The organism is Desulfovibrio desulfuricans (assembly GCF_004801255.1).
GTDB classification, from domain to species: domain Bacteria; phylum Desulfobacterota; class Desulfovibrionia; order Desulfovibrionales; family Desulfovibrionaceae; genus Desulfovibrio; species Desulfovibrio desulfuricans_C.
The window spans coordinates 1,190,001-1,210,110 of sequence record NZ_CP036295.1; the positions used below are offsets into that span (position 1 = coordinate 1,190,001).

General features: G+C 58.3%; 13 protein-coding genes, 2 rRNA genes and 2 pseudogenes (1 of these 17 running past the window's edge). 9 read left to right on the forward strand and 8 right to left on the reverse strand.

The features are described from left to right. Positions 1 to 1,323, forward strand: a 23S ribosomal RNA gene (locus DDIC_RS05005) (it extends 1,611 nt beyond the left edge of the window). 48 nt (positions 1,324 to 1,371) lie between these two features. After that, a 5S ribosomal RNA gene (rrf, locus tag DDIC_RS05010) occupies positions 1,372 to 1,486 on the forward strand. Positions 1,487 to 4,919: 3,433 nt separating this feature from the next. Here rrf and DDIC_RS05015 read toward each other — a convergent pair. Together DDIC_RS05015 and DDIC_RS05020 are read right to left on the reverse strand one after the other, a co-directional pair. Then, a complete protein-coding gene (locus DDIC_RS05015) occupies positions 4,920 to 7,097 on the reverse strand; it encodes an EAL domain-containing protein (protein WP_136399424.1) in 2,178 nt (725 codons plus the stop codon). Positions 7,098 to 7,579: 482 nt separating this feature from the next. Then, positions 7,580 to 8,230, reverse strand: a complete 651-nt coding sequence (locus DDIC_RS05020; protein WP_136399425.1) for a DUF599 domain-containing protein — start codon at positions 8,228 to 8,230, stop codon at positions 7,580 to 7,582. Here DDIC_RS05020 and DDIC_RS14080 point away from each other — a divergent pair. Together DDIC_RS14080 and DDIC_RS14135 are read left to right on the forward strand one after the other, a co-directional pair. Then, positions 8,229 to 8,603 (forward strand): annotated as a pseudogene (locus tag DDIC_RS14080) (sigma 54-interacting transcriptional regulator); the annotation flags it as partial. The gene DDIC_RS05020 and the pseudogene DDIC_RS14080 overlap by 2 nt on opposite strands. Continuing rightward, positions 8,488 to 9,348 (forward strand): annotated as a pseudogene (locus DDIC_RS14135) (sigma 54-interacting transcriptional regulator); the annotation flags it as partial. The pseudogenes DDIC_RS14080 and DDIC_RS14135, both read left to right, overlap by 116 nt. A gap of 1 nt (position 9,349) precedes the next feature. On the opposite strand, the gene DDIC_RS05030 reads toward DDIC_RS14135, so the two are convergent. From DDIC_RS05030 to trpS, 3 genes are all read right to left on the reverse strand, one after another. Next, positions 9,350 to 9,751, reverse strand: a complete 402-nt coding sequence (locus DDIC_RS05030) for a pyridoxamine 5'-phosphate oxidase family protein (protein WP_136399426.1) — start codon at positions 9,749 to 9,751, stop codon at positions 9,350 to 9,352. A 132-nt stretch (positions 9,752 to 9,883) separates the two neighbouring features. Then, positions 9,884 to 10,324, reverse strand: a complete 441-nt coding sequence (locus DDIC_RS05035; protein ID WP_136399427.1) for a MarR family winged helix-turn-helix transcriptional regulator — start codon at positions 10,322 to 10,324, stop codon at positions 9,884 to 9,886. A 318-nt stretch (positions 10,325 to 10,642) separates the two neighbouring features. Beyond that, a complete protein-coding gene (gene trpS, locus DDIC_RS05040) occupies positions 10,643 to 11,713 on the reverse strand; it encodes a tryptophan--tRNA ligase (protein WP_136399428.1) in 1,071 nt (356 codons plus the stop codon). A 356-nt stretch (positions 11,714 to 12,069) separates the two neighbouring features. Here trpS and DDIC_RS05045 point away from each other — a divergent pair, with 356 nt between their 5' ends. Beyond that, positions 12,070 to 12,498 (forward strand): cupin domain-containing protein, encoded by a 429-nt coding sequence (locus tag DDIC_RS05045; RefSeq protein ID WP_136399429.1) that lies wholly within the window; start codon positions 12,070 to 12,072, stop codon positions 12,496 to 12,498. A gap of 164 nt (positions 12,499 to 12,662) precedes the next feature. Here the strand turns inward: DDIC_RS05045 and DDIC_RS05050 are convergent, their stop codons facing one another. From DDIC_RS05050 to DDIC_RS05060, 3 genes are read right to left on the reverse strand one after another with little or no spacing between them, the layout of a single operon-like run. After that, the gene (locus DDIC_RS05050) at positions 12,663 to 13,520 is read right to left on the reverse strand and encodes a DMT family transporter (protein WP_247647558.1); all 858 of its coding nucleotides are present in this window, start codon (positions 13,518 to 13,520) and stop codon (positions 12,663 to 12,665) included. A gap of 30 nt (positions 13,521 to 13,550) precedes the next feature. Then, positions 13,551 to 14,318, reverse strand: a complete 768-nt coding sequence (locus DDIC_RS05055) for an alkaline phosphatase family protein (protein WP_136399431.1) — start codon at positions 14,316 to 14,318, stop codon at positions 13,551 to 13,553. Then, the gene (locus DDIC_RS05060; protein ID WP_136399432.1) at positions 14,318 to 15,337 is read right to left on the reverse strand and encodes a hypothetical protein; all 1,020 of its coding nucleotides are present in this window, start codon (positions 15,335 to 15,337) and stop codon (positions 14,318 to 14,320) included. Before DDIC_RS05060 ends, DDIC_RS05055 begins: the two co-directional genes overlap by 1 nt. 229 nt (positions 15,338 to 15,566) lie before the next feature. Here DDIC_RS05060 and DDIC_RS05065 point away from each other — a divergent pair, with 229 nt between their 5' ends. The 4 genes from DDIC_RS05065 (at position 15,567) to DDIC_RS05080 (ending at position 20,087) form a co-directional block, all read left to right on the forward strand. Beyond that, positions 15,567 to 16,661: a glycosyltransferase gene (locus tag DDIC_RS05065; protein WP_136399433.1), complete on the forward strand. Its 1,095-nt coding sequence runs from the start codon at positions 15,567 to 15,569 to the stop codon at positions 16,659 to 16,661. A 56-nt stretch (positions 16,662 to 16,717) separates the two neighbouring features. Continuing rightward, positions 16,718 to 17,347, forward strand: coding sequence for a hypothetical protein (locus tag DDIC_RS05070; RefSeq protein WP_247647559.1), 630 nt, complete (start codon positions 16,718 to 16,720; stop codon positions 17,345 to 17,347). Positions 17,348 to 17,475: 128 nt separating this feature from the next. Beyond that, the gene (locus DDIC_RS05075; RefSeq protein ID WP_136399434.1) at positions 17,476 to 18,651 is read left to right on the forward strand and encodes a glycosyltransferase family 2 protein; all 1,176 of its coding nucleotides are present in this window, start codon (positions 17,476 to 17,478) and stop codon (positions 18,649 to 18,651) included. Positions 18,652 to 18,896: 245 nt separating this feature from the next. Further along, entirely contained in the window at positions 18,897 to 20,087 is a 1,191-nt protein-coding gene (locus DDIC_RS05080; RefSeq protein ID WP_136399435.1) for an ABC transporter permease, read from the forward strand. The last annotated feature ends 23 nt before the right edge of the window (positions 20,088 to 20,110 follow it).

A 20,110-nucleotide genomic window follows, 5' to 3' on the forward strand; every position in this document is an offset into this window, starting at 1 on the left:
TTCTAAGTTTAGGATGTGCAAACCGTACCGCAAACCAACTCAGGTGGGTGGGATGAATAATCCAAGGCGCTCGAGAGAACTCTGGCCAAGGAACTCGGCAAAATAACCCCGTACCTTCGGAAGAAGGGGTGCTCCTCCGGGTGAAGTTAATTCACTTAACGAGCCTGAGGGAGCCGCAGAGAAATGGTGGTGGCGACTGTTTACTAAAAACATAGGTCTGTGCGAAGTCCTAAAGACGACGTATACGGACTGACGCCTGCCCGGTGCCGGAAGGTTAAAAGGAGAGGTCAGCGCAAGCAAAGCTTCGAATTGAAGCCCCGGTAAACGGCGGCCGTAACTATAACGGTCCTAAGGTAGCGAAATTCCTTGTCGGGTAAGTTCCGACCTGCACGAATGGCGTAACGATCTCCACACTGTCTCGGCCAGAGACTCGGTGAAATTGAAGTCGCGGTGAAAATGCCGTGTACCCGCAGAAAGACGGAAAGACCCTGTGCACCTTTACTATAGCTTGACATTGGGATTTGGAACTGCATGTGTAGGATAGGTGGGAGACTGTGAACTCTGTACGCTAGTATGGGGGGAGTCATTGTTGAAATACCACCCTTGTTTTTTCAGGTCCCTAACCCTCTACCGTTATCCGGTGAGGGAACAGTGTCTGGTGGGTAGTTTGACTGGGGCGGTCGCCTCCTAAAGAGTAACGGAGGCATGCAAAGGTTCCCTCAGGCTGATTGGAAACCAGCCGTCGAGTGCAAACGCATAAGGGAGCTTGACTGCAAGAGAGACATCTCGAGCAGGTACGAAAGTAGGTGTTAGTGATCCGGTGGTCCCGAATGGAAGGGCCATCGCTCATTGGATAAAAGGTACGCCGGGGATAACAGGCTGATCGCATCCAAGAGTTCACATCGACGATGCGGTTTGGCACCTCGATGTCGGCTCATCACATCCTGGGGCTGAAGCAGGTCCCAAGGGTACGGCTGTTCGCCGTTTAAAGTGGTACGCGAGCTGGGTTTAAAACGTCGTGAGACAGTTTGGTCCCTATCTTCTGTGGGCGCTGGAGAATTGAAAGGGCCTGTCCCTAGTACGAGAGGACCGGGATGGACGCACCCCTGGTGGACCTGTTGTCGTGCCAACGGCACAGCAGGGTAGCTATGTGCGGAAGGGATAACCGCTGAAAGCATCTAAGCGGGAAGCCTGCCTTAAGATTAGTTCTCCCTGGAGCAATCCCTAAAGGGCCGAGGTAGACTACCTCGTTGATAGGCTGGAGGTGGAAGCGCCGCGAGGCGTGCAGCTGACCAGTACTAATAGCCCGTGAGGCTTGTTTTTGAAAAAAACTCCTTCCGTCCCTGTCAATTAATATTTTTGACAAATTTCGTTGATAGCCATGGAGGAGAGGGTACACCCGATCCCATTCCGAACTCGGAAGTTAAGCTCTCCATCGCCGATGATACTGCATAACGTCATGTGGGAAAGTAGGCCGCTGTCAACGATTGCTCCAAAGCCCCTTGCTGCTGCTAGCGCAAGGGGCTTTGTGTTTTGCTGCGCTTCCCCTTGCCCTGCTTCGCCTCCTCCGGCCCCCACATACGCCCCGCAGCCGCTGCCTGTAGTTTGACCAGGCCAGCAGTACCTGCAACGCCCTGCCGTGTTCCGTCGTCGCTTCCTTCCTGCATCCCTTCCTTCCCCATACCTTTGCACCACTTCCTTTTGCACCACTTCCTTCTTTTCTGAACCACCGCATCCCTTAGGCCTGCTCCCATTTGAAATCCCTTGCCTACAGTTTTGGGTGAGCCCGTCAGGCGCATTTACGCAAACCCGCCTTTTTTGGTCTGGCGGCGTCAAAAGCATTTTTTTAATGCTCACGTACTTGAGTACGCTGCGCTTAAAAAAATGCTTTTTCCTTGCCAGATCAGAAAAATACGTATTTTGCAAATTCACCTAACACCAACCATCGCCTCGCTCCGCTCCGGCGAGTCAAAGGAATTCTACCCCACAACCTGCTTCTGGTGTCGGGATGTAAAAGGCAAATGCAAGTATCATCATAGTTAATGCCGCTGACTTCGTGCACAGCTTAAGGGCAGTCTTGAGTGCCGCAAATGTTGTGCTCCGCGTAAGGCGTCCCAAATTCCGCCAACCGGCGAACGATCACGCCCGAAGGGCGGCAACCCGCCCAGCTCCGGCGAGTCAAAGGAAGGTTACCCCCCCCAAAACCTGCTTCTGGTGACGGGCTGCGAAAGGCAAATGGAAGTAACATCGTAGTCAGTTCTTCTGACTTCGTGCACAGCTCAAGGGCTGTCTTGAGTGCCGCAATGCCGTGCGCCGCGCAGGCGTCCCAAACTTCGCCAACCGGCGAACCATCACGCCCGAAGGGCGGCAACCCTCCGCTCCGGCGAGTCAAAGGAAAGCTACCCCCACAACCTGCTTCTGGTGCCCGGCGGCTAAAGGCAAATGCAAGTATCGTCGTAGTTAACTCTTCTGTGTACCTCAAAGGCAGACGAGAGCGCGGATACAATCTGCAAGTTTTATGGAACGCCAAGAAAAGACAGCTGATAAACAGCGCGAATTGTTTTTTGAACACTGTCGATCTGTCTGGTACCAAAGTTCAATAATTACTGCGGGCCGTGGCCGTTGGCTGAAGCGGAATAACATTCAAAGCGGCAGCGGACTTTGGCATTTACGCGGCGCGGAGGGAGATCACCTGAGCGAGCGCAGCGAGGGAAGGAAGCTCCCGCAGCTAAAGCCGCGTGCCCTCGCTAGCCCAAGGGAGCTGAAAACTTTTCCTGGGGGTGCTTCGGGGGGGGATGCAAGGGGGGCCGCGAAGGGGGCGAAGCCCCATAACCGGCCCCACCTTGCCGTGCGCCGCGCAGGCGTCCCAAACTTCGCCGACCGCCGAGCCATCACGTCCGGAGGGCGGTAATACTCCCAGTGCAGGCTGATCACTCGGGAGAAAAATTCTTCACCCTTGGTTTCTGGTGAACCCGTCAGGCGTATTTACGCAAACCCGCCTTTTTTGGTCTGGCGGCGTCAAAAGCATTTTTTTAATGCTCACGTACTTGAGTACGCTGCGCTTAAAAAAATGCTTTTTCCTTGCCAGACCAGAAAAATACGTATTTTGCAAATTCCCCTAACACCAACCATCGCCTCGCTCCGCTCCGGCGAGTCAAAGGAAGGCTACTCCCCAACCTGCTTCTGGTGCCGGGCTGCGAAACGCAAATGGAAGTAACATCGTAGTCAGTTCTTCTGACTTCGTGCACAGCTTAAGGGCAGTCTTGAGTGCCGCAATGTTGTGCTCCGCGTAAGGCGTCCCAAATTTCGCCAACCGGCGAACGGTCACGCCCGGAGGGCGGCAACCCGCTCCGCTCCGGCGAGTCAAAGGAAGGCTACCCCACAACCTGCTTCTGGTGTCGGGCGGTTAAAGGCAAATGCAAGTAACATCGTAGTCAGTTCATCTGACTTCGTGCACAGCTTAGGGGCCGTCTTGAGTGCCGCAATGCCGTGCGCCGCGCAGGCGTCCCAAACTTCGCCAACCGGCGAACGATCACGCCCGGAGGGCGGCAACCCTCCGCTCCGGCGAGTCAAAGGAAGTCTACCCCACAACCTGCTTCTGGTGCCGGGCTGCGAAAGGCAAATAAAAGTAACATCGTAGGCAGTTCATCTGACTTCGTGCACATCTTAAGGGCAGCCTTGAGTGCCGCAATGTTGTGCGCCGCGCAGGCCTCCCCAACTTTGCCGACCGGCGAGCCATCACGCCCGGAGGGCGGCAACCCGCCCAGCTTCTGCGAGTCAAAGGAAGGCTACTCAACACCTGCTTCTGGTGCCGGGCTGTTGAAGAAAAATGCAAGAATCGTCGTAGTTAACTCTTCTGTGCAACTCAAAGGCAAACGAGAGCGCGGATACAATCCGCAAGTTTTACGGAACGCCAAGAAAAGGCAGCTGATAAACAGCGCGAGTTGTTTTTGAACACGAGTGGAGCTGGTCTAGCTCCAGACTTTCAATCATTGCTGCGGACAGTGATTGTTGGCTGAAGCGGAATAACATTCAAAGCGGCAGCGGACTTTGGCATTTACGCGGCGCGGAGGGAGATCACCTGAGCGAGCGCAGCGAGGGAAGGAAGCTCCCGCAGCTAATGCCGCGTGCCCTCGCTAGCCATGGGAGCTGAAAACTTTTCCTGGGGGTGCTTCGGGGGGGATGCAAGGGGGGCCGCGAAGGGGGCGAAGCCCCATAACCGGCCCCACCTTGCCGTGCGCCGCGCAGGCGTCCCCAACTTCGCCAACCGGCGAACGATCACGCCCGAAGGGCGGCAACCCCCCCAGCTCCGGCGAGTCAAAGGAAGGTTACCCCCCCCCCAACCTGCTTCTGGTGACGGGCTGCGAAAGGCAAATGGAAGTAACAACGTAGTCAGTTCATCTGACTTCGTGCACAGCTCAAGGGCAGCCTTGAGTGCCGCAATGCCGTGCGCCGCGCAGGCGTACCAACTTCGCCAACCGGCGAGCCATCACGCCCGAAGGGCGGCAACCCGCTCCGCTCCGGCGAGTCAAAGGAAGGCTACTCCGCAACCTGCTTCTGGTGTCGGGATGTAAAAGGCAAATGCAAGTATCATCATAGTTGATGCCGCTGACTTCGTGCACAGATCAAGGGCAGCCTTGAGTGCCGCAATGCCGTGCGCCGCGCAGGCGTACCAACTTCGCCAACCGGCGAGCCATCACGCCCGGAGGGCGGCAACCCGCCCAGCTTCTGCGAGTCAGTTGTTCACCCGCCCTTAAATCGGTAAAGCTGGAGTTACCAGACAACAGCAAACCGAGTGAGGAAGCGGGTGAACAACCTATTGGAACACTGCAACCAGGCTTATGCTTTGAAAACATGATGGGGGTCATCCCATAGCAGTTCTGGGGCTTTTTGCACTCATGGTAATCTACTGTCGAAGGTCAGCGGGGCGTCTGGTCGGCAGCTCGCCCGTTAAAGCTGCGCACAAAGTCCAGGCAGTCCCTGCCCGGTAGAGGCTTGCTGAAGTAATAGCCTTGAAACGTCTGGTAGCCGATCTCGGTAAAAATGCGCAGCTGCCGCTCGTCTTCCACGCCCTCGACCACGGTTGTTATATGCAGGCTACGGCTCAGGTCGAGAATGCTGCGTACGATCTGCTCCTGCACATTGCTGTTGAGGCTCTCGGTCAGCGAGCGGTCCACCTTGACTGTGGTGACGGGGAACGCCCTGAGATAACGCAGCGACGTGTGCCCCATGCCAAAATCGTCAATGGCCAGACGCACGCCCAATACTCTCAGGCGGGTGAGCAGGTCCAGCGTATGGGTGTCGGGCTCAAGAATGGACGATTCCGTAATTTCAAGTTCGAGCTGGGTTGGCTTGAGCCCCTGGCTGTGCAGCGTCTCCAGCACCATTTTGGCAAATCCGGCGTTGCGCAGCTGGCGAGGGGTAATGTTGACGGCAATGACCAGGTCGTGGGGCACGGCGGCACTCCAGGCCGCCCTCTGCTTGCAGGCCTCGCTCAGAATAAACTGACCGAGCCTGTCAATGCGGTTCATATCCTCTGCAAGCGCAATGGTAATGGGCGGCGCTATGGGGCCGTACACGGGGTGGTCCCAGCGCAGCAGGGCTTCTACGCCAACAACTCGCCCGGAGGCATGGTTGCACTGGGGTTGAAACACCAGGTACATCTGGTTTTCTTTGGCATTGAGCGCGCGATCGAGGTCATGGGCCAGCGTGTGCGCCAGCCGTCCCACCTCGCCGGGCAGGGTAAGGCATTTGTGCGTGTCGGGCGAGCCAGATTCGCAGCGGCTGGCCACCTTCAGCAGGGTTTGCATCACCTGCTTGCCGTGTTTTTCACGTACCGCATCCGAGAGGGTGACAAAGGGCAGATAAATCAAAAAACCCAGCATGAGGTTGATGATCTGCACAACCGTGCCGCTGAGGCTGCCGACGGCCGCATATCCGCTGAACAGCGGGGGTGTTGTCCAGGCGACGCCGACGCTGGTATGCGGCAGAAAGCCCAGAACCGTTGCCGCATATGCCACAATGGTCTGCACTGCGGGCACCAGCAAAAAAGGGATGGCAAACGCGGGGTTGAGCACCAGCGGAATGCCAAAAATAAGCGGCTCGTTAACGTTGCACAGGGCGGGCACAAGGGCCAGAAGACAAAGTTTTTTTATGCCTCTGTCCCGGCAGCGCACAAAAACCGCAAGGCAAAGGGCCATGGTAGACCCTGACCCGCCCAGGCGTGTAAACGTATCAAAAAAAACTTTTGTGAAAATATACGGCGGCGGAGTGGCGAGCATGGTGGCCTTGGCATTGGCAAGGCCCGCCGGGGTGAGAATATTTACATCTACCGAGTTGAGTACATTGGGCCCGTGAGCGCCAAAAAACCAGAGCACCTGCGAGGCTGTGCTGTACAGCAGGCCAAATCCCAAGCCGTCCCCGCTGTGCAAAAAGGGCAGGGCCAGCAGTCTGCTTGTCACAAGCTGCAGGTCGGTTATGCCGTAGAACGTCAGGAGCAGTCGTATGAGCGCAAACAAAAGAATGGTGATCACGGCTGCAGGCATTATCATGACCACATCGCGTACCACGGGGTCGTAGCCCGCAACTTCTTCCGGCAGGTGAAATCTGCGGTAGCTGGCAAGCCGCACAAAAACCGAGCTGCTGGACATGGATACGACCATGGCCAGCAGCAGCCCCCGATCCATGGAAAAGCTGATAGCCCACGAGCCTGTTTGCTCCGGGGCAACGATGACAAAAAAGCACGACAGTACCACAATCGAACCCAACATGGGGCTGATGGCAGGGGCGGACGGGCTGATCATGCTGGCGCGCATGGCGTTTGCTCCGCCAAGGGCGCAGACCAGCGCGAGGGCAGCTATGTCAAATGTCGCGGATATCAGATTGTCGCAGGCGCGCACGCCCACTGGCCCAAGCAGGGCGTCAACGGCCCTTTGCGCTTCCTCGGAGGGCAGATTGCGCAGCAGTACGGTGAAAGAGCCGATCATGATGAGCGGCAAGACTATGAACAGCCCCCTCCGGATGGAGAGAAAAGCCGGGCGTCCGCTCAGATCGTCTAGCAGGCACAAAAGTGAATGAGCCAACGTGTTGCCGTTCATATGTTGTTTGCCGAGCGCGTCAGCTCCTGGGGGCGTTTGTCATGTACTGGCAGTTTGCGGCTGCGGCAATATTTGCTTCTGGTTTAGTCAAAAGTGCGCACAGACAATAATATATTGGCTGGGGAGTCGCGTCAGCCTGCCCATCTGGATGCAACATTGCTGTATTTTTTTAAATTCCACGTTTGCAGGACACATATTAGCGCCCTATGTAATATCAGGAGCTAAAACAATCAAGCTTTCAGGCAGGTATGACGCATAAATGTTAAGTTTTTTGCGATAGCGCCAACGATGTTTGCGGGTATTTACTGGATGTAAGGGGCAACGCGTCTGGTAATATGTTATTGCTGCAAGAGATTGCAGTTAATTTAGCAGTTGTTTATTAAAAATATTTAATTCAAAAATTAATTTTTGTGGTCATATTTAGCTATGTATATTTCAAAAAAATCTATATTCAAGATGATTTTGTTGTTTAGCTGTGTTATTTATTTTTTATAATTGGGTGTTTTATCGAGGATAAAGATGATGCTCACAAGAAAAACAGTGCCAAAAACCATGAATTGTGCGCCAAAAATCCAAAAGACTAAAGGCACGGTAAAGTAGAACGCCCTCATGCCCATGGAAAAATGGTTCGCCCCCATATTGAGGTACTTTTCTGCCATGTAACCAAGGTGGGCATTGTCCTCGTGCCCGGTCTCCGCGCCAAGCATAAAGCCGACATGCGTGTAGAGCCTGAGTGAAGAGGCAAAGCAAAAAAAAGCCAGAAAAAAATTCAGCAGCAGGGCCAGAACCTTAAAGGCAAACATGCTGGGCTCGACCGAGCCGAAAAAATTCAGGGAGTGCCATGTGTGACGGACGTTTTCGCCATTGCCGGTGAGCGAGAGCACCCCCACGGCCAGCAGAACGCTTGTGGACGCCATAAATGTCGAGGCCATGGTAGCGTTGCGCAAGGTCTGCACGGCGAGTATGCCGTTTTTGGTTTCAAGTACGGATGTTACCCATTGAACCCTTGCGGTGCGCGATATGCCGTGAATTGTATAGCCCGGGTCAATGCCCTCGCGCCAGTGTATATAAAGATTGTAGGCGGAATACAGCCCTACAGAGGTGCAAAAGCACAGCAGGTCAAACGTGTACATGGGCCTCCTTGCGCGCAGATGGTCAAGGCAGCTGCGGCTTATTGATATATACTCCTGCAAATGTCATGGAGGCAACCGTCTTGCATGCGGCAGCGCCGGCAGGCGGGATGCGTACTCTGCCGCCTTGCTGCCTGGCTGGTTTGTTCAGCCCGTGATTTCCTTAAGGTCGCGCCTGTCGACTGCAATGTGCTCATCCAGGGCGACGCGGCACCGGCAAAGCCCTGGTGTCCCTTGCCCTGCACCATCGAGCCCGCGCCGCAACCAGCCCTTTGTTACCTTCAACTGCGGCGGCTTTACTGAAGAGCTCATCAGCAGCGAACTTTTTGGCTACGAAAAAGGCGCGTTTACCGGCGCAACAACCGGCAAGGTGGGGCTGCTTGAGGCCGCCAACGGGGGCACGGTCTTTTTGGACGAAGTGGGCGAAATGCCGCCTGGCCATGCAGGTACGGCTGCTGCACGTGCTGCAGAAAAGACGCATCCTGTGGGTAGGCGGCACCCGCCCCGTGGATCTGGATATCCGCATTATCGCGGCCACAAACCGCGATCTGAAGTGCGAGGTGGAAAAGGGCAATTTTCGCGAAGACCTGTTTTTTCGGCTCAATGTGGTCAGCACCACCTTGCCGCGTCTGGCGGAGCGGCGAGAAGACATACCGCTGCTGGTGCGGCATTTTATCGAAAAATACCGGCTGGCTTTTCGCAAACAGGTCTTTGACGTGGATGATCAGGCCCTGGCGGCGATTATGGGGTACAGCTTTCCCGGCAATGTGCGCGAGCTAGAAAGTATCGTCGAGCGGGCCGTGGCGCTTACCGAGGGCCAAACCATAAGCCTTGCCGATCTGCCAGAAGACATCCGGCGGCTGGAATTCGACACCCTTGAGGGCGACGGATTGCCCACGCTGGCCGAGATGGAGCGCCGTTATGTGCTAAAATACTTTAAAAAACTGGCGACAACAAAAAACTTGCCGCAGAGGTTTTGGGCATGCCCCGCACAACCCTGTGGCGCAAACTCAAGGAATACGGCGTGGAGTAACGAGCCGTGCGCCGTTGCCCCCGCACGTTGGCCTGTGCGCGGCCTGGCCATAGTGAGGCACTGGCCGCGCACATGTGCAGGGTCTTGATTTAAAAGCTGAAAGACTCCGGTGGGTTGCCGCTAAAATCAAACATAAACGCCGTGCCGTGGTCAACGCTGAAAACGGTAAAGTCCGGGTTTTCAGCCGAGCCGTAGATGGAGCGTACAAGGCCGTTGTTTTCAATAATACGCTGCTTGACGTGCATATCGTCGTCCAGATTGGCCGTGCCCTTGACGCGCAGGGTCACCATCGTGGGCGATACGCACGAAAACTCCAGCCGGGGGTCTGCCTGCAGCTGGGCAAAAGTCTGTTTGCTGCGCGCGGTGCAGAACCACAGACGGCCTTTTTCCTCAAACTGAAACTGAAAGGGCCGCACTCGGGCCGCGCCAGCGTCAGAAGTGGCGATAAATACGGTGGTGTTGGCCGAGAGAAAGTCGATGACCTTTTTCATGGTGTCTCCTGTTTTTATTCTATGTCGAACTATTTAGGTGTAAAAACATGCGCACGACGCGCTGCCTCCCGTTTACTGCACGGCATCCATATGATGCCGTGGCAAAACAGAAAAAACAAACCTGAAGCCTTGTCAGGATATGGCCGTAAGGCTGATGTTGCGCAGCACTTTTTCCAGCCCGCGCACAAGCGTTTCTCTCTCGGCCTGCGGCATGTCGCCCCATACGGCGGCCAGCAGGGTTTGCGAAATGGCTTCAAAATCCGGCTGGGCGGCCTGAGCCTTGGCCGAAAGTGAAACCAGGGTCACCCGCGAATCGTGCGGCGAAGGGGTTTTGAACACGTAGCCTGCCTGTTCCAGCTTGTTGACCAGTGTGGTTACGGTGTTTTTTTGCTTGCCGATGGCCTCGGCCAGCGCGCTCATGTGCAAGGGGCCCCGAGCCGCCAGGGCATGCAGAATAGCCCCGTGCGACGGGGCCAGACCGCTGTGCCCGCGCTTTTCAAGCTCGGCGACGATCAGGCTGTTGGCCTGCGTGCGTAGGCGGCTGACAAGGGAGACAATGTGGTTTGTTTCCATGCGTGCAAATTACTTCGACGTAGAACTAATGTCAACAGCAAAACTGCCCCTCTGTCTGCCCAGGCCGCCAGTGTATGCCGCCAGTGTATGCCGTCTGGGCAGGCCGCCAGTGTATGCCGTCTGGGCCAGGCCGCTGCATAGCCCTTGAGCACCGGGCATCTGCGCGGCCCGTTACGCAGCCCGCACCACAGGCCGCGGACCAAACAGGATGGGCGGCTTTTTGCGGGTTGGCGCATGCAAAAACCCCGGCATTACTCAGGGCAATGCCGGGGCGTATCCATCAGTGTATCGCGGGCCGCGCTCGCAAGGCGCGTGGCGTTATTTGCCTGACTGGAGCTTGAGACCAGCTTCAAAATGGTTGAGTTTCATGGCGCGGCGAACCTTTTCGAGGGTTTTTGCGGCCTTGGCATAAGCCTTGTCCGTACCGGCCTTGAGCACGTCGATGACAAAGGGGATGTCCTGCTCGTACTGCTGGCGGCGGGTGCGGATGGGGGCAAGAATCTGCTGCATGATCTCGTTGAGAAACTTTTTGACCGGCACGTCGCCAAGACCGCCGCGCTGGTAATGGGCCTTCATTTCGTCCAGATTGGGGTAGGGCGAATTGAACTTGGCAAAGTCGTCGGGCTTGGCAAAGGCGTCCAGATAGGTGAACACCGTGTTGCCCTCGATCTTGCCGGGGTCGGAGGCCTTGAGATGGCCGGGATCGGTGAACATGCTGAAGATCTTGTCGTGCACTTCTTTTTCTGAATCGCTCAGATAGATGCAGTTGCCGATGGATTTGCTCATCTTGGCCTTGCCGTCAATGCCGGGCAGGCGCAGGCAGGCGGAGTTCTGCTCCAGCAGAATCTGCGGCTCCACCAGGGTGTCGCCGTAGGTGCTGTTGAACTTGCGCACAATTTCAACGGTCTGCTCAAGCATGGGCTTCTGGTCTTCGCCCACGGGCACGGTGGTGGCTTCAAAGGCCGTAATGTCCGCCGCCTGGCTGATGGGGTAGGTAAAAAAGCCCACGGGGATGCTCTGTTCAAAATTTTTCTGGGCAATCTCGGCCTTGACCGTAGGGTTGCGCTGCAGACGCGACACGGTGACAAGGTTCATGTAGTGGAAGCTCAGCTCGTAGAGTTGCGGCAGCTGCGACTGAATGAAGATGGAAGACTTGGCGGGATCAATGCCGCAGGCAAGATAGTCGAGCGCCACTTCAAGAATGTTGTTGCGCACTTTTTCCGGATTATCGGCATTGTCGGTCAACGCCTGCGCGTCGGCCAGCATGATGAAAATTTCATCAAAATTGCCGGAATCCTGCAGCAGAACGCGCTGCCTGAGCGAGCCGGCGAAGTGTCCGATGTGCAGCTTTCCCGTGGGGCGGTCCCCGGTCAGAATGATCTTGCTCATAATGTTCTGCGCATGCCCCTGACGCGTGACGTCAGGAATGCAGCCTCCATTCGTGATTTTTTTGCGGTGTCTTGCGGGGTTGCCCGCACAGCGCGCCCTGGCAGCGGCAGTTGCTATTGGGCAGGGCGTAGGCGTTCCCGTATACACCAAGGATGCCCAGGCCACAAGGGGCGGCGCGCAAAGGCTGAATACACGGGATGGCTTGTGTTTTTATTCACTTGCGAGCTGTGCGCCTCCGGCGTATGTTTTGGCTGTGGGCGGCAGTGTGCCGCCTGCGCGGGATAAAATTATTAAAGTGTGCTATTTTAGTTTGTTATGCGCTTTGTGCGTGCTGTTCATGTAAAGGGAGTGCAACTATGAAAAAGATGCTTTTTGCCGCAGGGCTGTGCTCGCTGATGTTTGCCGCAACCGCCTTTGCGGGTGAACCCCAGCTCTACACCAAGGAAACGCTCAAAACCTGGAACCGCGACAATGTGGCCGGGGGCCAGGGCACGCTGTACGGCCAGTTTGGCTTTACCCGCAACGACGCTTCCAAGGATATGGTTATCAAGGAAATCGGCTGGATGACCCTGCAGCCCGGCGCTTCCATCGGCATGCACAAGCATGAAAACAACGAGGACGCCTATATCATCGTTTCCGGCGAGGGCGTGTTTACCGACAGCGCGGGCAAGGAAACCCCGGTAAAAGGCGGCGACATCACCATCGCCCGCCCCGGCGACACCCACGCCCTGAAAAACAGCGGCAAGGAACCGCTGGTATTTCTTGATGTGATCGGTCAGCGCTAACACCGCGTATTTTTTCTACACAGCAAGACCCCGGCCATATGGCCGGGGTCTTGCTGTTATGGACAAAAATTTTTGTCAGTGGTGCGGGGGGATCCACAGGGGGACAGGCAAAACTTCGTAGGGCGCATAGCCAAGGCCCGGCTCTGCCGTGCGCAAGCCGTGCGTTACTCGCCAGTCTTGTCCGTGGTCAGCAACAAGACCGCGCCGAGCACCAGCGCCCCGCCAAGCCAGCCAGCTGCGCTGAAGCTTTCGTTCCAGAAAAGCCAGACCCACAGCGTGCCGAGCACAGGCTCAAGATGGCAGGTTACGGCCGCCCGCACCAGGCTGATGCGTTTAAGCCCCAGCCCGTAACAGATGTAGGCCAGATAACAGGTGAGCAGCCCCAGCGCAAACAGCCAGCCCCAGGTGGAGGGGGCGTGGTTGACCGTTACGGGGCCGCCGAGGCCAAGGGCAGCCACGCCCCCCAGCAGCATGAAGCCGTAAATGCTGGCTGTGGAATATCGGCTCTGCCACCAGCGGTAAAAGGGGTAGTGCGTGGCATAGCACAGGCCTGCGAGCAGGCCGCAGGCAATGCCCGTCAGCGATGCCTGACCCGGCAGGCTGCCGCCCGAAAAGCACACAAGCGCCGTGCCGCAAAGGGCAATGCCCACTGCCAGCGCCTTGCGTTTTGTTATGCGCTCGCCAAACATGCAGCGTGAAAAAACAGCCACCCACACTGGCGCAGTGTACAGCAAAACCACGGCGGTGGCGCCGCCGCTAAGCTTGATGGCCATCTGCATGGCCCCAAAAAAGACCCCGATGCCCCACGCGCCAAACAGCATAAAAATCAGGATATGCTTCAGCCTGATGCACAGCCCGCCGGTTACGGCGGCGTGCGCCAGAAAAAAGGCGCAGCCGATGGCCGCCCGCCAGAATGCGGTTTCGAGCGGCAACACGCCAGCAAACTGGCAAATTTTTGAAACAGCTCCCAGCAGCGACCACAGCAGGGCCGCAAGCAATATCCACAAATAGCCGTTCAGCATGGTTTGACGCATGGCAGTGATAAAAAGGGGTTACGCAAGGCCCAGAGCTGTGCACACAAGTTCCGCGATGCACGTCTGGTCCTGCGGCAGGGGGGTATTGTTCCAGCCGTCGCCAGCCAGCCATAGGGGCACGCGCCGGGCGGCCTCGCTGACATCGTTGTGGCTGCCGTCGTCATCCATGCCGTGGTCGCTTGTCACCAGCACCGCATAGCCTGCCGTCAGCCATTCGGGCAGCCAGCGGGCCAGCAGGCCGTCGGCCCTGCGGGCGGCGTCGCGGTATTCGCGGCTGTTCGCGCCGTAAAGATGCCCGGCATTGTCTATGCCCATGCTGTGCACCAGCAGCAGGTGCGGGTCATGCCGCCGTCGCAGGCTGACGGCATCGTGAAACAGCTCGTCGTCCGGGTAGGCGTCGGTACGGTAAAACAGGCCGTGGGCGATGGGCAGGGCGGGGTTGTCGGTATGGCGGTCGCGGCCCGGTTCAAAGGGGGCCGCGTTGCACAGCTCGCTCATCCAGTGGTAGGCTGCGGCGGCCGTGGTAAGCCCCGCGTCGTGCGCCCGGCTGAAAATGGTGGGCGCGGGGCAGGGGCGGCTGTCGTCATTGTGGGTAATGCCGCTCTGCGCGGGGCGCAGGCCGCTGAGCAGCGTAACGTAAATGGGGCGCGAGAGGGGCGGCAGCTCGCCTGTCAGCTCTGTATAGCGGGCTTTGCCCGCCCCCTCGATCGACTGCATGTAGCTCATGCAGCGCCTGGCGGTGGCGGCGGCCAGACCGTCGAGCAGCACAAAGACCACGCGCGCCATCACCAGTCTCCTTTGCCAGCGGGGCGCGAGCCAAAATCAAGGCTTGCGGCCTGGGTGCGCAGCTGGGCGGCCGTGACGCCCCTGACCGCATAATTGCGCGCCAACCATGACAAAAAAGCGTAAATTTTATTGTACAGGGCATCGGCGGCCCGCTGGTCGGGGATATTGGGCGAGCCGCCGGGCAACATCTCGGACGAATGCCAGAACAGACTCAAAACCTTGCCGCCGCGCGCCATGTGCAGGCGGGTGGCCGCCCGCATGACAGCCGCATTGTGCCATACGGGGTTAGGACTCAATGCCCCCAAAAAGTGAAAGCTGTCGGCCCAGCCCGCGCCCTGGGCGCAGCCGTGCCACAGGCGGGCCAACGTGCGCGAAAGCGGTATCTGCGTCACGGGCGACTCCAGCAGACCGGGGGCGTCGTCAAGCCAGTACGGGTCGGAGGGCGCCAAAAAGTGGTCCGGTCCGTCCTTAAAGGCCCGCAAAGGGCACACGGAGCTGTCAAAGGTGATGCCTTCCTCGGCCAGCAGGGGGCGCACGCTATCTTTGAGGTCCCATCGCCCCATGCGAAAACTCGTCAGCGGCGCACCCTGAAAGTCGCGCCCTGCGTCAAGCAGCGTGCGCAGCCGTTGGCGCAGCAGCTGGCGGGGCAGGCGGTCGGTGCGGGTAGGGGGGCCGTGTTTTATTGCCTGTTCGGGGGCTTCGTCGCCTTCAAGCGGAGGGGTGCTCCAATGGTGCAGGTGCGCGGCAATTTCCGCATTGCAGTGGTCGCGCATCCATGCCAGATGCGAGCAGGCCTCCGCATTGGTAAAAACCGTGTGCGCGCAGAACAGCGTCAGCGGAAACCCCAGATCGCTGGTAAGCGGGGCAAGCCTGCGCAGCAGGGCCACATTGCGCACGCCGCAGCCTGTCGCTGCGTAATTGCCGGAAAAAAGGCCCTCTTCTTCCACATCAAGGCTTACAATCACGCGCAGGACGGGCTCGCTGTCGCGACTGGACGTATCGTCAATGTCGTAGGTCATGCGGCGAGCATAAGCCCAAGCTGGGCTCATGGCAATGCGGCGAATTATATTGCCCCTGTCTCGGGCTGGCTAGCTTGGCGTTACTTGGTAATTGTTTTTTAATTTTATTGTGTTATGTCGTGCGTGCTGGTGCGGCCTTGCAAAACCGGCTGGAATGCATACAATAATGCCCGTGGGACAAGGCGTCATGTCGCGCCCCCTGTAAGGCATAGGACTGGTAAGGAACAGCATGACCAACCCCCTGCGCGTCCTCTTTTTAATGGAGGATCTTTGCTTTGGCGGCACACAGCGCCAGACTCTCGAGCTGGCACGCCGCCTGGACCGCAACCGCTTTACGCCGGTAATGCTTACTCTTACCGGCCCTACCGATCTGGACAAGGCCGCACGGGACGCGGGCATAGAGCTGCACCACATGGGGCGGGGTCGCCGTGTTTCGCCTCTGTTTTTTGCGGCGCTGTGCTGGAGGCTGCGCGCCTTGCACCCGCATGTCATTGTGCCCTGCACGGCGTTGCCCAACATCTGGGGGCGCATATGGGGCAGGCTGGCCTGGCCTGGGGCTGGCGGCAACGCGCCGCTGGTGGTGGGAACCTGCCGCGGCGGCGGCGGCCCCAAGCGGCAGCATGAGCGCTGGCTGTGGCGGCTGACAGACCACATGATTTGCAATTCTGAAGCGCTGCGCGAAATTTTGCAGGGCTTTGGCGTGCCTCAGGGGCGGCTGAGCTATATTCCCAACGGGGTGGATACAGACTTTTTCGCCCCGGCAGCTGACGCGCCTTCGGCGCGCGCGCCCGAAATTTTGTGCGTGGCGCGGCTTGCTGGCGACAAGGATCACCTGACCCTGCTGCGGGCTTTTGAATATGTACTGCAGCGCCATCCCGACGCCCGGTTGCGCATCGTGGGCGACGGGCCGGAAGAAGCCAACCTGCGCGCGTGGGTGGGCTCCAACCCCGCTGGCGGCAATGTGGATTTTATCGCAGGTGGCCTCGACATGCGCGGGCACTACGCCCATGCGCGGGTTTTTGCCCTTTCGTCAGTGCGCGAGGGGCAGCCCAATGTCATTCTTGAGGCCATGGCCTGCGGCCTGCCCGTGTGCGCCACCTCGGTGGGGGGCATCCCCCGGCTTGTGCGCGACGGCGAGAACGGTTTTCTTTCGCCAGCAGGCGACGCTGCCCGGCTGGCGGAGAACTGCTGCCGCCTGCTGGCTGACGGGGCGTTGTGCGACGCCATGGGGCAGGCGGGCCGCGCCCGCGTTGAGCAAGACTTTTCCTTCACGGCCATGGTGGATGCGCATCAGGGCGTTTTTGCCGCCGCGCGCCGCCCGTAAGGCCGCAACTTGTCACAATGCGTTTGACCCTCTGGCTGAACGCGGCAGGAATACATGTGAACATAGATAGTGGATCGTTGCGTGCGCTTTTGCGGCCCCTGGCCCGGCGCAGGTATCTGAACATAGCAGCTTTGTGCTTTGCTGCGTGGTGCGTCGGCATGGGCGTGGCAGGTCAGCAAGCCCGCGCTGCAAGCGTTGCCGACACTGCGCCCGCCAAAGAGCAGACCCCCGCCAACGGGCAGAAGGCCGCCCCGCAGTCCATCCCCCAGACAGTCCCCCAGACCGCGCAGGGCGCTGATGCATCTGCTGCGTCTGCTGCATCTGCGACGCAGGAGCAGCCCGACAGCGGCAACCCTGTGGAAGTGCGCGAACTGTGGACAGGCTCTCTCTATTCCTCAACCTACCGTGTGGGCGTCTGTTTTTCCGCCCAGGGCAAGGTTCGCGGCGTGGTGCATCTGCGCCTGTACAACGGCAAGGTTGACGTGTACCACATAGATGGAACGGTGCTGAATAACGAGATCGAAGCACACCATTCTTCCGGTCACAAATTCAAGGGCCGTCTTGTGTCGGCTGATGCAGTCGAGGGCGTAATTAGCCTGAAAAACGGCATGAATGTGCGGCTTGAAGGCAAGCGCACCCACGACGCGCCGCTTGCACCCGAAGACTGCGCGCCGTTGCCCCAGTAAATTTGCGCCGCAAGGGCGCTGTCCGGCAGTCCTTGATGACCTGCCTGATGCCTCACGCAACTATTGGCCGTCAGCGCATCGGATGATCCGGCTGCCGTCCTTTTAAACAGAAAGTCAAAGGAGTGCCTATGTTCTGGATATGGTTTTTACTGGCCACCTCCCAATGCGCTCTGTTGTATATTTTGGCCCGCAGGGGCGAGAGCATGCCCCGCCGCATTGAGCAGGAAGCCGAGGCCAACCGGGCCGTGCCCGAAGACCAGTGGCCCTCTGTGGGGCTGATAGTGCCCGTGGCGGGGCGCGACCCGCGCATGGAAGGCGCGTTGCGCAGCCTGCTGAATCAGGATTACCCCCGTTTTGTGCCCGTGCTGGTGACCGCTGAAGAAAATGAACCAGCCGCCGAGCTTGTTGCCATGCTCAAGCAGGAATATCCCGCCTTGCGGCATGTGGTGGCGGGTACCGCCACCGGCTGCGGTCAAAAAAACCATAACAGCCTCCAGGGCGTGGCCGCTCTGGGAGACGAGGTGGACGTGTACGCGTTCTGCGACAGCACCCACATGGCCGATCCCGACTTTTTGCGGCATCTGGCCGCGCCCATGGCCAGGGGCGAAGCCTCGTTCAGCACCGGCTACCATGTGGTGGAGCCGCGCGACAATCAGCCCGTAACGCTGGCCTATGCGCTGTGCGTCATGCTCATGCGGTATTTGCAGGCCATGTCGGCCTTTACCCAGCTGTGGGGCGGCGCCATGGCCATGACCCGCGCGGCCTATACTAAATATGCTGTTGCCCAGCTGTGGGTCGAAAACGTGGTGGACGACTGCTCGCTGAGCGCCCTTTTGCAGGTGCGCGGAGCAAAAGTGCGGCTTTGCCCCGGCGCGCTGCTGCATACCGATGCCGTCAACCATTCACTGCCCGTATGGCGGGCATGGATGGACAGGCAGGTGCTTTTTCTCAAGTTTTGCATGCCGGGCCAATGGAAGCTGCTGGGCCTCATGTGCGTGATGATGGCTCTGCCCATGGTTTGCGCTGCGCTGGCTTTTTTGGGCTGGGTTGTCAATGTGGGCAGCGGCGCGGGCGTGCTGCTGGGGATATTCTGGCTGGCGGCTATGGTCAGCGCCCTGCATTTGTGGCGCGGCCTGCTCGCCAAGCCTGTGCCCCTGTGGCGCTGGTTCTGGGCATTTGTTGATGCCGTGCGCATGTTTACCTTTGTGTACTGGCAAAGCCTCAAGGCCTGGACCATCGTATGGCACGGCATACGCTATGAGGTTGGCCGGGGTGGCGTCGTGCTGCGCTCCGAGCGCAGCTAGCGGCTTTTTGACAGGCAGGCGCTGTTTTGCAAATGCCGCCCGTGGCAAGGGCAGAAATATAGGTTTTGACATGCACCATGTGTGGCGTGTACTATCTTTTGCCCTTTTGCCATGGGTGGTGTAAAACAGCGCCTCTGCTGTTTTGTACATAACCGGGCAGCAGGATACGGCAATGGCGCTGCGCATGTGGCGCGGCATGAGCCAGGGCTTTTTTTACTGTTTTTTGTCAGAGTAGTGATTGCATCATGATCGCAATGTCAGACCTTATTCGCGTCAGCCTCAGGCAGGTTGTGCGCCAGCGCGGCTTCGGGGTGATGCTTTCCATCGCCCTGGGCATCACGGCGTTTATCGTCCTGGCGGTGCTTGGCCGCGAGATCCGCTACAAGGTGGGGCAGGACATGGTGCTTATGGGCGGCGTAAACGTCATCCAGGTATACATGGACGATTCGCAGTACCCGGGCCAGCCTGACCGCGAGTTTTACCCCGAAACCATCGACGCCCTCTCGCAGTTGCGCGGTGTAAGCCTTGTGAGCCGAAACCTGCGCGACAACAAGGTGTTTACCATTCGCGGCACGGGCGAACGTACCCTTGCCGTGGATTTTATCGGCATCGACCAGTATTTTGCCGAGGTGTACTCCATTGACATGGTGGCCGGGCGCGGCATCGAGCCGGCCGACGTGGACGCTCACAGGCGCGTGTGCCTGCTGGGCAGGGACGCAGCCCGAAACCTGTTTGGCGGTTCTGAAGAATCCATAGGCAAGCTGCTGTTTCTGGAGCAGGACGTCTTTGAGGTTGTGGGCGTTGTCAGCGGCGTAATGCTTGGCAGCTGGAGCCAGGGCGGATTTTTGCCTTACACCACCATGGCCGACCGCAACTGGGGCCGAGGCAAGGTGCGGCGGCTGTTTATACGCGCCATTGGCTGGGAAGACGTGCCCCCGCTTGTAAAAGTAATACCGCAGGTGGTGCGCGAGCATCAGTCGGCGCCTTATATTGTCGTGCAAACCCAGGAAGACCAGCTTACACGCATCAAGACAACCTTTATGTGGGTTGAGGTATTGCTGTGGCTTGGTATTGCCGCATCGCTCATGCTGGGCGGGTTTGGCATCTGGTACGGCACGTTTGCGGCGGTCAGGGCCAGAACGCGCGAAGTGGGCCTTAAAAAAGCCATGGGCGGCTCGGATGTGGACATCCTGGCGCAGTTTTTGGCCGAGGCCCTTTGCAAATCAGTTGCTGGCGGCATGCTGGGCATATTGATTGGCTGCACCCTGGTCGAGATAGGCTCCCTTTCGTTGGGGACGGGCGTATCGTACCCGCTGCTGTTTGCCAGCAGCATCGGCAGTATTGTTTTTTCCGCCGTTATCGGCATTGCAGGCGGTCTGTACCCTGCCGTTCAGGCCAGCCGTATGGACGTGGTAACCGCCCTGCGATTTGAATAGCACACAATGCGCGGGCTCCCCGC

Coding starts and splice junctions, on each gene's coding strand:
- DDIC_RS05015 (WP_136399424.1), bottom strand. CDS start 7,097: ATGAACGGCAACACGTTGGCTCATTCACTTTTGTGCCTGCTAGACGAT.
- DDIC_RS05020 (WP_136399425.1), bottom strand. CDS start 8,230: ATGTACACGTTTGACCTGCTGTGCTTTTGCACCTCTGTAGGGCTGTAT.
- DDIC_RS05030 (WP_136399426.1), bottom strand. CDS start 9,751: ATGAAAAAGGTCATCGACTTTCTCTCGGCCAACACCACCGTATTTATC.
- DDIC_RS05035 (WP_136399427.1), bottom strand. CDS start 10,324: ATGGAAACAAACCACATTGTCTCCCTTGTCAGCCGCCTACGCACGCAG.
- trpS (WP_136399428.1), bottom strand. CDS start 11,713: ATGAGCAAGATCATTCTGACCGGGGACCGCCCCACGGGAAAGCTGCAC.
- DDIC_RS05045 (WP_136399429.1), top strand. CDS start 12,070: ATGAAAAAGATGCTTTTTGCCGCAGGGCTGTGCTCGCTGATGTTTGCC.
- DDIC_RS05050 (WP_247647558.1), bottom strand. CDS start 13,520: ATGCTGAACGGCTATTTGTGGATATTGCTTGCGGCCCTGCTGTGGTCG.
- DDIC_RS05055 (WP_136399431.1), bottom strand. CDS start 14,318: ATGGCGCGCGTGGTCTTTGTGCTGCTCGACGGTCTGGCCGCCGCCACC.
- DDIC_RS05060 (WP_136399432.1), bottom strand. CDS start 15,337: ATGACCTACGACATTGACGATACGTCCAGTCGCGACAGCGAGCCCGTC.
- DDIC_RS05065 (WP_136399433.1), top strand. CDS start 15,567: ATGACCAACCCCCTGCGCGTCCTCTTTTTAATGGAGGATCTTTGCTTT.
- DDIC_RS05075 (WP_136399434.1), top strand. CDS start 17,476: ATGTTCTGGATATGGTTTTTACTGGCCACCTCCCAATGCGCTCTGTTG.
- DDIC_RS05080 (WP_136399435.1), top strand. CDS start 18,897: ATGATCGCAATGTCAGACCTTATTCGCGTCAGCCTCAGGCAGGTTGTG.